General features: G+C 70.5%; 9 protein-coding genes and 3 tRNA genes. 5 read left to right on the top strand and 7 right to left on the bottom strand.

Annotated elements, in window-relative coordinates; genetic code table 11:
* Positions 1 to 22: 22 nt before the first annotated feature.
* On the top strand, positions 23 to 1,927 hold the full coding sequence (dnaG, locus tag ACFY2L_RS03965; RefSeq protein ID WP_390821412.1) for a DNA primase: 1,905 nt from the start codon (positions 23 to 25) through the stop codon (positions 1,925 to 1,927).
* Between the two features lie 115 nt (positions 1,928 to 2,042).
* On the top strand, positions 2,043 to 3,215 hold the full coding sequence (locus ACFY2L_RS03960) for an RNA polymerase sigma factor (RefSeq protein ID WP_390656175.1): 1,173 nt from the start codon (positions 2,043 to 2,045) through the stop codon (positions 3,213 to 3,215).
* Between the two features lie 171 nt (positions 3,216 to 3,386).
* On the opposite strand, the gene ACFY2L_RS03955 is transcribed toward ACFY2L_RS03960, so the two are convergent.
* The 4 genes from ACFY2L_RS03955 to ACFY2L_RS03940 form a co-directional block, all read right to left on the bottom strand.
* Positions 3,387 to 5,312 (bottom strand): ABC transporter ATP-binding protein, encoded by a 1,926-nt coding sequence (locus ACFY2L_RS03955; RefSeq protein WP_390655455.1) that lies wholly within the window; start codon positions 5,310 to 5,312, stop codon positions 3,387 to 3,389.
* Positions 5,312 to 7,045, bottom strand: coding sequence for an ABC transporter ATP-binding protein (locus ACFY2L_RS03950; RefSeq protein ID WP_390655456.1), 1,734 nt, complete (start codon positions 7,043 to 7,045; stop codon positions 5,312 to 5,314). Before ACFY2L_RS03950 ends, ACFY2L_RS03955 begins: the two co-directional genes overlap by 1 nt.
* Before the next feature lie 118 nt (positions 7,046 to 7,163).
* Positions 7,164 to 8,618, bottom strand: coding sequence for an FGGY family carbohydrate kinase (locus ACFY2L_RS03945; protein WP_390655457.1), 1,455 nt, complete (start codon positions 8,616 to 8,618; stop codon positions 7,164 to 7,166).
* Positions 8,619 to 8,805: 187 nt separating this feature from the next.
* A complete protein-coding gene (locus tag ACFY2L_RS03940; protein ID WP_390655458.1) occupies positions 8,806 to 9,111 on the bottom strand; it encodes a YtxH domain-containing protein in 306 nt (101 codons plus the stop codon).
* A gap of 159 nt (positions 9,112 to 9,270) precedes the next feature.
* Here ACFY2L_RS03940 and ACFY2L_RS03935 point away from each other — a divergent pair.
* The 3 genes from ACFY2L_RS03935 (at position 9,271) to ACFY2L_RS03925 (ending at position 9,673) form a co-directional block, all read left to right on the top strand.
* A tRNA-Asn gene (locus tag ACFY2L_RS03935) sits at positions 9,271 to 9,343 on the top strand.
* 5 nt (positions 9,344 to 9,348) lie between these two features.
* Positions 9,349 to 9,421: transfer RNA gene (locus ACFY2L_RS03930), tRNA-Asn, on the top strand.
* Between the two features lie 178 nt (positions 9,422 to 9,599).
* Positions 9,600 to 9,673: transfer RNA gene (locus ACFY2L_RS03925), tRNA-Ile, on the top strand.
* A gap of 764 nt (positions 9,674 to 10,437) precedes the next feature.
* Here ACFY2L_RS03925 and ACFY2L_RS03920 read toward each other — a convergent pair.
* The 3 genes from ACFY2L_RS03920 to ACFY2L_RS03910 form a co-directional block, all read right to left on the bottom strand.
* Complete coding sequence (locus tag ACFY2L_RS03920) at positions 10,438 to 10,881, bottom strand: ester cyclase (RefSeq protein WP_390821411.1); 444 nt, start codon at positions 10,879 to 10,881, stop codon at positions 10,438 to 10,440.
* A gap of 89 nt (positions 10,882 to 10,970) precedes the next feature.
* Positions 10,971 to 11,453 (bottom strand): hypothetical protein, encoded by a 483-nt coding sequence (locus ACFY2L_RS03915; RefSeq protein ID WP_390821410.1) that lies wholly within the window; start codon positions 11,451 to 11,453, stop codon positions 10,971 to 10,973.
* Between the two features lie 190 nt (positions 11,454 to 11,643).
* Positions 11,644 to 13,176: an MFS transporter gene (locus tag ACFY2L_RS03910; protein ID WP_390821409.1), complete on the bottom strand. Its 1,533-nt coding sequence runs from the start codon at positions 13,174 to 13,176 to the stop codon at positions 11,644 to 11,646.
* Positions 13,177 to 13,183 lie beyond the last annotated feature (7 nt).

Here is a 13,183-nt window from a genome sequence, read left to right as displayed (position 1 = left end):
CGCACCCCCGTAGAATCACCTCGTGGCAGGACGGATCAACGACGAGGACGTGAAGGCGGTACGGGACGCGGTCCCGATCGACGCCGTGGTGTCCGAGTACCTCCAGCTGCGCAACGCGGGCGGCGGCAACCTCAAGGGGCTGTGCCCGTTCCACGACGAGAAGTCGCCGTCCTTCCAGGTCAGCCCGAGCAAGGGACTCTTCCACTGCTTCGGCTGCCAGGAGGGCGGAGACACCATCACGTTCGTGATGAAGGTCGACCACCTCACCTTCTCCGAGGCGGTCGAGCGTCTCGCCGCCCAGGCCGGCATCACCCTGCGCTACGAGGAGGGCGGCTACAACCCCGCCCACCAGCGCGGCGAACGCATCCGCCTGGTGGAGGCCCACAAGATCGCCGCCGACTGGTACGCCGAACAGCTCGCCGTCAGCCCCGAGGCCGACACCGGCCGGATCTTCCTCGCCGAGCGCGGTTTCGACCAGGCCGCCGCCGTCCACTTCGGCGTCGGCTACAGCCCCCAGGGCTGGGACCACCTCACCCGCTTCCTGCGCGGCAAGGGTTTCACCGACAAGGAACTGCTCCTCTCCGGCCTCGCGCAGGAGGGCCGCCGCGGCCCCATCGACCGGTTCCGGGGCCGGCTGATGTGGCCCATCCGCGACATCGGCGGCGAGGTGGTCGGCTTCGGCGCGCGCAAGCTCTACGAGGCGGACAACGGCCCCAAGTACCTCAACACACCCGACACGGCGATCTACAAGAAGTCCCAGGTGCTGTACGGCATCGACCTCGCCAAGAAGGACATCGCCAAGTCCAGCCGCGCCGTCGTCGTCGAGGGCTACACGGACGTCATGGCCTGCCACCTCGCCGGCGTCACCACCGCCATCGCCACCTGCGGCACCGCCTTCGGCGGCGAGCACATCAAGATCCTCCGCCGGCTCCTCATGGACAACGGCAGCGCCCGCGTGATCTTCACCTTCGACGGCGACGCGGCCGGCCAGAAGGCGGCCCTGCGTGCCTTCGAGGACGACCAGAAGTTCGCCGCCGAGACCTACATCGCGATCGCGCCCGACGGCATGGACCCCTGCGACCTGCGCCTGGCCAAGGGCGACGAGGCGGTGGCCGACCTGGTCGAACCCCGCACCCCCCTCTTCGAGTTCGCCCTCCGGCAGATCGTCGTCCGGTACGACCTGGACACCCCGGCCGGCCGCGCCGCCGCCCTCGACGAGGCCGCGCCCATCGTCGCCCGCATCAAGAACAGCGGCGCCCAGCACGAGGTCGCCGTCCAGCTCGCCGGCATGCTCGGCATCCTGGACACCCAGTTCGTCGTCAAACGCGTCGCCCAGCTGGCCCGTTGGGCCCGCGACCGGGGCGGCAAGGGACCGGCACCGGCCGGCCGCGGCGGCCCCCAGCAGTACGACGCCGCCCCCCGCCCGGCCGCCGCCGGCCCCGCCCTGACCCTGCGCAACCCCGTCTACGCCACCGAGCGCGAGCTGCTCAAACTCGCCCTGCAACGCCCCGAGCTGGTCTCCCCGGCCTTCGACGCGTACGGCGTCGACGAGTTCACCGCCGCCCCCTACGCCGCCGTACGCCAGGCCGTCCTGGACGCGGGCGGCGCCGAATGGGGCGTCCAGGACGCCCAGGAGTACCTGGTCCGCGTCCGTGAGGCCGCCCCCGACGACACGGTCCGCGCGATGGTCACCGAACTCGCCGTCGAGCCGATCATGCGCCGCACGGTCGACGAGGTGTACGCCGGCACGGTCCTGGTCCAGGTCCGCCGCCGCGCCGTCGAGCGCCGCGTCCGGGACGTGCAGTCCCAGCTGGCCCGCCTCGGCGCGGGCGGTGACCAGGCCCAACTCGCCGCCGTGCAGAACGAGCTGTGGATCCTTCAGCAGTACGACCAGGCGCTGCGCGAGCACGGAGCCGCGGCTCTCTGAACAGCCGGTTACGGGACGGACTCAAAAAGTCACCGCACGCCCCTCGTGGCGGGGATGTGTCGTACTCCACACTGGGTCCGGTGCCTGAGTCCCCGGAGCGGCCCCCGGAGCACCGCTGCCGCTCACCTCAGCAGCGATCATCCTGGAGGTCGCCCCCGTGCAGACCCAGACCCAGACCCTGACGCAGAACGCCGGCACTGCCGACGACACGGAACCGGACGCCGAGCCCGACGTCCTGGCCGCGGTCCCGCCGCAGAACCGTGCCGCGCACCACCCCGAGACGGAGCCGGACCCGCCCCCCGGGGCCCTCGAAGAGGCCCCGGACGACCCTCCCGAGCCCGTCGAGGCGCCGCGCGTCCGGGCCACCGACAGCGGCAGCCCCTCCTCCGATCTGTTCCGCCAGTACCTGCGGGAGATCGGCCGCATCCCGCTGCTCACCGCCGCCGAGGAGGTCGAACTCGCCCGCCGGGTCGAGGCGGGCCTGTTCGCCGAGGAGAAGCTGGGCAGCACGCCCGACCTGGACAGTGAACTCGCCGTCGACCTGGACCGGTTGGTCGTCATGGGCCGCATGGCCAAGCGCCGGCTCATCGAGGCGAACCTGCGGCTCGTCGTCTCCGTCGCCAAGCGGTACGTCGGCCGCGGCCTGACCATGCTGGACCTCGTCCAGGAGGGCAACCTGGGGCTGATCCGGGCCGTCGAGAAGTTCGACTACGCCCGCGGCTACAAGTTCTCGACGTACGCCACCTGGTGGATCCGGCAGGCCATGTCCCGGGCCCTCGCCGACCAGGCCCGCACCATCCGCGTTCCGGTCCATGTCGTCGAGCTGATCAACCGGGTGGTGCGCGTGCAGCGCCGGATGCTCCAGGAACGCGGCTACGAACCAACCCCCGACGAGGTCGCCGGCCAGCTGGACCTGCCCCCGGAAAGGGTCGGCGAGGTGCTGCGCCTGGCCCAGGAACCGGTCTCCCTGCACGCGCCGGTGGGCGAGGAGGACGATGTGGCCCTCGGCGACCTCATCGAGGACGGCGACGCGACGAGCCCCGTGGAGTCGGCGGCCTTCCTGCTGCTGCGCGAGCACCTGGAAGCGGTCCTCTCCACCCTCGGCGAACGCGAGCGGAAGGTCGTCCAGCTCCGGTACGGCCTGGCCGACGGCCGCCCGCGCACGCTGGAGGAGATCGGCCGCATCTTCGGCGTGACCCGCGAACGGATACGCCAGATCGAGTCCAAGACCCTCAACAAACTCCGCGACCACGCCTTCGCGGACCAACTGAGGGGCTACCTGGACTAGGGGACAGCCCCCTCTCCACCGTAGCCGCGGGCAGTCGTGCCGCTGGGGCGACGGGGGTCCCCCCGCTCGAGCGAAGCCGAGGGCGGGGGAGGGTGGGCGCAGCGGCACCCCGCTGACGCGGGCGAGTGCACCCACCCGTCCCCGGCCCCGGCCCCCGCGCCGGGCGCGGGCTCAGTCCACCTCGGCCACCGCCTGCGCGAACTGCGCCGTGTACAGCCGCGCGTACGCCCCGCCCGCCTCCAGCAGCTCCGCGTGCGCGCCCTGCTCGACGATCGAGCCGTTCTCCATCACGAGGATGGTGTCCGCGTCCCGGATCGTCGACAGCCGGTGAGCGATGACGAACGACGTACGCCCGTGCGCCAGCTTCGCCATCGCCTTCTGGATCAGCACCTCGGTCCGGGTGTCCACGGAACTCGTCGCCTCGTCGAGCACCAGGATCACCGGATCGGACAGGAACGCCCGCGCGATGGTGATCAGCTGCTTCTCACCGGCACTGACCCCGCTGCCCTCGTCGTCGATCACGGTGTCGTAGCCGTCGGGCAGCGTGCGGATGAACCGGTCCGCGTGGGCCGCCCGCGCCGCCTCCTCGATCTCGCCCCGGGTGACCTCCCGGGACGTCCCGTACGCGATGTTCTCCGCGATCGTGCCGCCGAACAGCCAGGTGTCCTGCAGCACCATGCCGATCCCGGAGCGCAGCTCGTCCCGGGACATGCGCGCGATGTCCACGCCGTCGAGGGTGATACGTCCGCCGGACACGTCGTAGAAGCGCATGAGGAGGTTGACCAGCGTCGTCTTGCCGGCGCCCGTCGGACCGACGATCGCGACCGTGTGCCCCGGTTCCACCGTCAGCGACAGGTCCTCGATCAGCGGCTTCTCGGGGTCGTAGCGGAACGACACATGCTCCAGCGCGACCCGCCCGCGCAGTTCCTCGGGCCTGGCGCCCGCCGCCGGATCCGCCTCCTGCTCCTCCGCGTCCAGGAGTTCGAAGATCCGCTCCGCCGAGGCGACACCCGACTGCACCAGGTTCGCCATCGACGCGACCTGCGTCAGCGGCATCGAGAACTGGCGGGAGTACTGGATGAAGGCCTGCACGTCACCGATGGAGAGAGCACCCGACGCCACCCGCAGACCGCCGACCACCGCCACCAGCACGTAGTTGATGTTCGACACGAAGAACATCAGCGGCTGCATGATCCCGCTGTTGAACTGCGCCCTGAACCCGGCCTCGTACAGCGCCTCGTTCTGCTCGGCGAACTGCCGGGCCGACTCCTCCTGGCGGCCGAACACCTTCACCAGCGTGTGACCGGAGTACATCTCCTCGATGTGGGCGTTCAGCTTGCCGGTGGAGCGCCACTGCTGCACGAAGTGCGGCTGCGACCGCTTGCCGACCTTCGCCGCGACGACCGCCGACAGCGGCACCGTCACGAGCGCGACCAGGGCGAGCAGCCAGGACACCCAGAACATCATCGCCAGGACGCCGATGATGGTCAGCAGCGAGTTGATGAGCTGCCCCATCGACTGCTGCAGCGTCTGCCCGATGTTGTCGATGTCGTTCGTCGCCCGGGAGAGGACCTCGCCGCGCTGGCGCTTGTCGAAGTACGACAGCGGCAGCCGGGACAGCTTCGTCTGCACGTCCTCGCGCATCCGGAACATCGTGCGGTTGACCGACCGGTTGACCAGGCGCGTCGCCCCCGCCATCAGCAGACCGGCGACGAGGAACACCCCGACCGCGAACAGCAGGACCTCGCCGACCTGGTCGAAGTCGATGCCCTTGCCGGGGGTGAAGTCGGTGCTCTTGAGCATGTCGGCGACACTGCCGTCGCCGCGCTCGCGCATCGAGTCGAGCACCTGCTCCTTGCTCGCCCCCTCCGGCATCTGCCGTCCGACGATGCCCGCGAAGACCAGGTCGGTGGCCTTGCCGAGGATCTTCGGACCGACCACGTTGAGGCCGACGCTCATCACCACGCAGACCAGCATCAGCGAGAGGGTGAGCCGCTCCGGCCTGAACTGGGCGAGCAGCCGCCTGCCGGATCCCTTGAAGTCCAGTGAGCGGCTGTCGGGACCGGTGCCCCCCATCATGCGTCCCATGCCGGCCATCAGGCAGCCTCCGCTTCCGTCAGCTGGGAGAGCACGATCTCCCGGTAGGTCTCGTTGCCGGCCATCAGCTCGCGGTGGGTGCCCGTGCCGACGACCCGGCCCTCGTCGAGCACGATGATCCGGTCGGCGTCCCGGATGGTCGCCACCCGCTGGGCGACGATCACGACGGTCGCCTCGGCGGTCTCCCGCCCGAGCGCCGCGCGCAGAGCCGCGTCGGTGGCGTAGTCGAGGGCGGAGAAGGAGTCGTCGAAGAGGTAGATCTCCGGCCGCTGCACGAGCGTGCGGGCGATGGCGAGCCGCTGGCGCTGACCGCCGGAGACGTTCGTCCCGCCCTGGGCGATGGGGGAGTCGAGGCCGTTCTCCAGCTTGCTGACGAAGTCCTTGGCCTGCGCCACCTCCAGCGCCTGCCACAGCTCCTCGTCGGTGGCGTCCGGGTTGCCGTAGCGCAGGTTGGTCGCGACCGTCCCCGCGAACAGGTACGGCTTCTGCGGCACGAGCCCGACGGTCCTGGCGAGGAGCGCGGGATCCACGTCGGCCACCGGCACCCCGTCGACCAGCACCTCCCCGTCGGTCGCGTCGAACAGCCGGGGGACCAGCCCGAGCAGGGTGGACTTGCCGCTGCCGGTCGAGCCGATGACGGCGGTCACCTCACCGGGCCGCGCCACCAGGTCGATGCCCTTGAGGACGGGTTCCTCGGCACCCGGGTAGCGGAAACCGGCGCCCCGGATCTCCAGATGTCCGTGCCGCCGCAGCTCGGTGACGGGCGCCACCGGCGGAACCACGGACGACGAGGTGCCCAGCACCTCCTGGATGCGCTCGGCGCACACCTCCGCGCGCGGCACCTGCATGAACATGAAGGTGGCCATCATCACGGCCATGACGATCTGCATGAGGTAGGCGAGGAACGCGGTCAGATCACCGATCTGCATGCCGCCGCTGTCGATCCGGTGGGCGCCGAACCAGACCACCGCGATCGAGGACAGGTTCACCGTGGTCATGACCATCGGGAACATCAGCGCCAGCATGTTGCCGGTCTTCAGCGAGATGTCCGTGAGGTCGGTGTTGGCCTTCCGGAACCGCTGCTGCTCGTACTCGTCGCGGACGAAGGCGCGGATCACCCGGTTGCCGGTGATCTGCTCGCGCAGCACCCGGTTCACGGTGTCCAGACGCACCTGCATCGACCGGAACAGCGGCCGCAGCCGCCGTACGATCAGCGTCACGCAGATGCCCAGCACCGGCACGACGGCCACCAGCACCCCGGACAGCGGAACGTCCAGGCCGAGCGCCATGACGATGCCGCCCACACACATGATCGGCGCCGACGCCATCAGCGTGAACGCCATCAGGGTCAGCATCTGGATCTGCTGGACGTCGTTGGTGGTCCGGGTGATCAGTGAGGGCGCGCCGAACTGGCCGACCTCGCGCGCGGAGAAGGACTGCACCCGGTCGAAGACGGCCGACCGCACGTCCCGGCCCAGCGCGGAGGCGGTCCGGGCGCCGTAGTACACGGCACCGATGTTGCACACGACCTGCAGCAGCGAGACGCCGATCATCACGCCGCCGAAGGACAGGATGTAACCGGTGTCCCCCTCGACGACACCGTTGTCGATGATGTGCGCGTTCAGCGTGGGCAGGTAGAGGGTGGCGCAGGTCTGCAGGAACTGCAGCAGCACCAGCAGGGCGATGGGTTTTCGGTAGGGGCTGAGGTGGGCCCTCAGAAGTCGTATGAGCACGCTGCGTCTCTCGGAGTGGGCGGTCGGGGCACTGGTTGCCCCTGGCCCCTATCGTCGTTCACTCCACCCGCGTTACCTCAACCCATTAAGCCGACAGCGGTGTGTGCGCGGGCCCGCCCTACACCCGGAACGCCCCCGGATGCGTCTGCTCGCGTACCGACACGTACTGCTGGCGCACCGCCTGTCCCACGGCCAGGTCCTCGCCCGGCTCCAGGACCTGGGCCGCCGCCCCCTGCCAGGCGGGCGGGGTGCGGGGGTCGAGCGTGCCGTTCTTCACGCCGAGTGCCCAGGCGGCCTGCCGGGCCGCCCCGATCGCCGCGTAGTCCGCGGGCTGCGGTACGACGACCTGCGCGCCGAAGAGGGAGGGCGCCGCCGCCTGCACGGCCGGCAGCTCGGCCGCGGCCCCCAGCAGGAAGATCCGCCGTACCTCCACGCCCCGCCCCCGCAGCACGTCGAGTGCGTCGCCGAGCCCGCACAGCATGCCCTCGAAGGCGGCCCGCGCCAGATGCTCGGCCTTCATGGACTCGCGCCGCAGCCCCGCCAGCGTCCCGGCGGTGTGCGGCAGGTTCGGCGTCCGCTCGCCCTCCAGATAGGGCAGCATCACCAGACCGTGCGAGCCGGGCGTCGACTTCATCGCCAGGTCGGACAGGCTCTCCAGGTCGGGCAGCCCGAGCAGCTCGGCGGTGCCGCGCAGGGTCCGTACGGCGTTCAGGGTGGTGACGACCGGCAGGTGCATGCCCGTCGCGTCCGCGAGGGAGGTGATCATCCCGCTCTGGTCGACGAGGGCCTCGGGGTGGACGGCCATCACGGACCCGGAGGCGCCGAGCGAGACGACCGCGTCGCCCATCCCGAGCCCGAGGCCCAGCGCCGCCGCCATGGTCTCGCCGGTCCCGGCCGAGATCAGCAGCCCCTCCGGGGTCGTACCGGCCGCGTCGGACGGCCCGATCACCTCGGGCAGCATGGCCTGGTGACCGAGCGCCAGCTCGACCAGGTCGGACCGGTACCCCCCGGTGGCGGCGGACCAGTACCCCGTCCCGGACGCCCCGCCCCGGTCCGTGGTTCTGCGCACAGGCCGCCCGAGCAGCTGCCACACCAGCCAGTCATGGGCCTGCATCAGCACCGCCGTGCGCAGCGCGGCCTCGGGTTCGGCCTTCGCCAGCCAGCGCAGCTTGGTCACCGGCTGCGCGGCCTGCGGTACGCATCCCACCGCCTGCGCCCAGGCCTCGCGCCCGCCGAGCGCGTCGATCAGATCGGCCGCCGCGACCTGGGCGCGCTTGTCCCCGCCGACCATCGCCGGACGCACGGTGTTGCCCTGGGCGTCCAGCGGCACCAGGGCGTTCTGCTGCGAGGACACCCCGATGGCCTGCACGCCTTCGAGCAGCCCGCCGCCGGCCGCCTCCCCGAGGGAGAGCAGCCAGGCCTGCGGATCGACGTCGCTGGGCCGGCCGCCGCTGTCCGGGCCCTCCACCGGATGCGGCGCATACCCCTGCCTGAGCACGGCTCCGGTGTCCCCGTCGCAGACGACGATACGAGTGAAATCGGGCGAACTGTCCAGCCCGGCGACTATCCCCATACGTAAAATTCTGCCGCACGCGCCGCCGGGGTCGAGCCGTCGGGCGCCGCGGGGGTGCGCAGGCGGCCGGACGGCTCGATCGTCGTGGCTGGTCGCGCCCGCGTGGCGGGGCCGCAGATTCGATTGCGGCACCGCCCCCGAAGCCGGCGGCGGTGCTCCGCCTCTCCTGGTGCCGCGGTCGCCGGGCCTACGTGTTGCTCGTGCCCCAGTCGTCCTCGCCGCCGTTGTGGGCGCTGCGCTCCCGGAGGGAGCGCACCCGTCCGGCCACCGACTCGGGCATCCGGTCGCCGACCTTGGCGCTCACCACGTGGTACGCCCGGCCCGCGTACTGGCGGCCCTGCTGGGCGGCCGTCTCCGCGGTGTTGCGTACGGCAGGGTTCTGCGCGACCTGGCGCGCGGACTTCTTCAGCTGTTCGTAACGCTCGCGCCCGGCGCGCGTGCCGAACACGTACCCGACGGCGAGCCCGACGACGAACGTCAGCTTGTAGCGCATGGCGGCCACCCTCTCCCTTGCGTAGGTCCCTGGCACGGCGCGGGCGCCGGGGGGAACCGATTGGCGGAGCACCCCCCTGCTTGCGCTAATGTATGTGTCGCAGCGAGCGCCCGCCCCCTGGCGAATACCCAGGTAGGTACGTTCGATGCAACGAGGCATTCCTCCGTAGCTCAATTGGCAGAGCAGCCGGCTGTTAACCGGCAGGTTACTGGTTCGAGTCCAGTCGGGGGAGCTCGGTCCTCCGTAGCTCAATTGGCAGAGCAGCCGGCTGTTAACCGGCAGGTTACTGGTTCGAGTCCAGTCGGGGGAGCATCGTGAACGAGGACCCTACGGGGTCCTTTTTCATGTCGGTGTCACGCCGACGGGGACCGCGCAGGCCGCAGCGAGGTCTCCCTGGTCATGCAAGGTCGACCAGCCGAAGCGTGAGATCGTATGAGCGGCTATGCTGCGGCAGACGGCGCGCACACGTGTACGCGACACGCCGCTATGGGGCGGTAGCTCAGCCGGTTAGAGCAGCGGACTCATAATCCGTCGGCCGTGGGTTCGAGTCCCACCCGCCCCACCTGTGCAGGCTTTTGACCTGCGGAAACGTTCCTCGTGAGCTGTTGGAGCGCCAACTCCGCCTCAGCGGAAAAAATCCGCTGCGCGCGTCGTTGGAACCGCGCGCACGTCGCGCCGCTCGGAAGGTTCCAATCCCATGTGACGCGCGGCGGAGTGGGCGGTCAAGAGCTCTCGCTGCTGCCGTATGCGCACATCCCGAAGCGGAACCGTCCGACGGTCCTCGCCGCCCTCGACTCCCGCACCATCGACCGGCTCGCCGAGCGGATCGCCCGCGGGTGGACGGCGTACGGCTTCGAGCCCGAACTGCACGGAGGGGAGCCGAGTTCTCCGATCCGCACCGCCCTGGAGCTGAGATCGCCCTCACCCTGTGCTACCCGATCCCGTCCTGCGAAGACGGTTCATGGTCGGCACCAGGGAGCCGTGCCGGGCGTGCGTCGAGCAGCTTGCGCAGCGCAAGGCCGACCAGCTAGCCGGAAGATCCCCGTGCAAGGCCGCAGGCCGCCACCGCGCGGGCCGAGTACGTCGAGTGCGGGCGCCCCTGCGTCCAGGCCGACGCCGTGTGCGAGCCGCGCCCCGAGAAGGCCGAGGCTGAACCGGGCGCCCGGGGAACTCCGGCTGGCCACCTCCCGCGCGGCGATCCGGCACACGGGTCCCGGTACGGGCCGTGAGGCGGACCGGCGACTGCGGTGCGAGGCGGAGGTGGCCACGGCCGGGCTGAAGCCCCCGTCGCCCTCGGTCGTGGACCCTCGGCGGGGCTTCTTCCGGTCAGCCCTGCAGCTGCTCGGTCAGACCCAGCTGGCTCATGATGGCGCCGGTGTCCAGATAGGCGCGGCCTTCCTTGATCTTGTTGTCCTTGACCTCGTAGATGTCGCACGCGTGCACCGTGACGTGACGCCCCGTGGCGGGCACGGTGCCCGCGTGCAGGACCAGGTCACCGGTCTGGGTCCCGTTGCCCGTGTACTCGACGACCACCGTGTCCCCCTGCGAGGTGAGGTGGTCGAGGGTGAACTTGCCGTCGGGCATCGCGTCGGACATCGCATCGGACATGGCTCTCGCGAGCTGGGTGAAGCCCTCCGGACCCTGCAGCGTCCTTCCGCTGCCCTCCTCGACGAGGGTGCAGTCCGGAGCGACGGACCCGGCGATGGAGTCGTAATCCCGCTCGTTCCATGCCCGGAAGAGATCGCGGACGAAAGTTTCGTTGTCAGTCATGGGAACCTCCACTCGGGAACATCCCCTTCTTTGCATGCTGGCCCGCCGCGTCCGACCATGCATCCCCTGCGGGACGGCTGGCTGTGCTGTCAGGGGACGTTGCGGACGGTGACAGGGCTCACGGCTGAATGATCTTGAAATGGGTGAGGGCCTTCTGGCTCGGTGCGGATTGCGACATCCACGCGTACGCAGGCCGCTGTTGCCGGGGGTGTCAGCTCACGATGAAGGCGAGCAGGTCCTTGTTTGAACTCCGTCTCGAAGTCCCCGACCAGACCGTGCGGGGCATCGGCGTAGACCTTGAGAGTGCCGTTGGACAGGAGCTTGATCGACTCGTGGTCGGCGGCCACGACGGGGACGATCTGGTCGTCGTGTCCATGTGCCATGAGCACCGGGATGCCGATCGTCAGATCCTCGGCGAAGTCCGTCCAGAGGCGAAGGCCTCGACGCAGTCCGGGGCTCCCGTGGTAGAACTGCGACCTGTCGGCGGCGACGCCGGCACGGATCGCGTCGAAGGCCTCGATGGGCAGGCCCTTGGGGTTGGCCTCGGTCTTGAGTATCAGCGGTGGGAGCACCTGGTGGTCCGTCCGCGGTCGGATCGCCGTGAGCCACATGGCACTTGATGCGGGCGCAGCGCCCGCCGCAGACGGGTCCCACGTGGACGTGCGTGCCGCCGAGCAGAAGCGGACCGCGCACCGAGGCTCGGCTCGCTCCCACGTGCCCCGCTGGGCCTGACGGCCTGATGCCTGGTGAACCGGGCGGCTCCTACGGTGCGGTCCGGGTCCGGCGGGGCATGAGCAGGTACGCCGCCACAGCCAGGGCGAGCGGCAGGAGGCTCACGACCAGCATGGTGAGCCGCAGGCCGTTGGTGAAGTCCAGCCCGAGGTCCAGTCCGGACTGCCGGAGCAGGTTCGGGTCGTATCCGGCGGTGCCCGGACTTTGCGCCATCGCGCTTCGCGTCGCGTCCACGGCTTGATCGGCCTCGGACACCGACATACCGCGCGCGTCGGCGTCGTTGAGCCACTGCCGCTGGAAGAAGAGGTTGAGAAGCAGGAGGTAGACGGCGGGGCCGAGCGCGTAGCCGGTCATCCCGAACGCCGGCTGGACGGCGGCCACGGCGCCGGACTTTCCGGGCGGGGCGTGCGAGAGGATGGTCTCGGCCACCGCGGAGGAGGTCACCAGCGAGCCGAGATTGGTGAGCCAGGTGGCCAGTACGACGATCCACAGCGCCATCGTGGGCGTAGCGGTGGCCGCCATCAGCAGCCCGCCCGCGACCATCACCAGCAGTCCGGTGATGAGGACCGGCCGGGGGGTGTACTTCCCGATCAGGCGCCCGGCGAGGATGACGGCGACTGCGATCGCCAGTGTGCCGGGCAGGAACAGCAGGCCGATCGTGCGCGGGGGCAGCGCGAGGATCACACTGCCGAACTGCCCGAGGGCGAAACTGAACCCCGCGACGAGGAAGTTGAGCGTCAGGCTGGCCAGCGCGGCCACGACGAACGGGCCGCTGCGGAACAGCGACAGGTCCAGGACCGGTTCCGGTGTCCGGCGTTCACGGAGCACGAAGAGCACGCCGGCGACCGCGCTGATCACCAGCGGCAGCCAGGCCTGGAGCTGGGAGATCCCGTTCTCCGCCTCGGCGACGCCGTGGACGAGGGTCAGCAGGGCGACGCCGACCAGGCTGACGCCGACGACGTCGACTCCGCGGCGCTTCAGGACGGGGGGCTCGGCGACATAACGGGCCGTCAGCCCGAGCGCGATCAGCGACAGCAGGGGGGCGAGCAGGAACAGCCACCGCCAGCCGACGGCCTCCACCACCCAGCCCCCGATCGCGGGAGTCACCCCGCACAGCACCATGTCGATGGCCATGAAGATGCCGATGGCCGCCGGCCGTCTCTCCGGCGGCACCGACACTTTGAGCAGGGCCATCGACACGCCCAGGATCGCGGCCAGCGCCAGGCCGTCGAGAAGGCGCGTCACCAGCAGGAACGTGTAGCCGGGGGAGATCGCGGAGAGCAGGTTGACGACGATGTCACCGACCAGCCCCAGCATCAGCAGCCGCTTGAGCCCGAAGGTGTCCCCGAGACTGCCCACGGCGAGCACGGCGGCGGCCACGACCAGCGTCGCCGCGCCTCCCAGGAACCCGACGACGTCGGGCGGCACGTGGAGCGCCCGGCTGACGTGCGGCATGTTCAGGCTGAGGACCAGCGGGTCGATGGCCGTGATCGTGAAAGCGAGGGCGAGCCCCGAGATGATCGGGAGGATCGCGACAATGGATCGCGGCTCCGCAGTCGACACAGCAGCA

Origin of the sequence: Streptomyces sp. NPDC001381 (genome assembly GCF_042895685.1) — a bacterium.
Taxonomy (GTDB): domain Bacteria; phylum Actinomycetota; class Actinomycetes; order Streptomycetales; family Streptomycetaceae; genus Streptomyces.
This window is presented reverse-complemented; position numbering and strand designations above follow the sequence as displayed.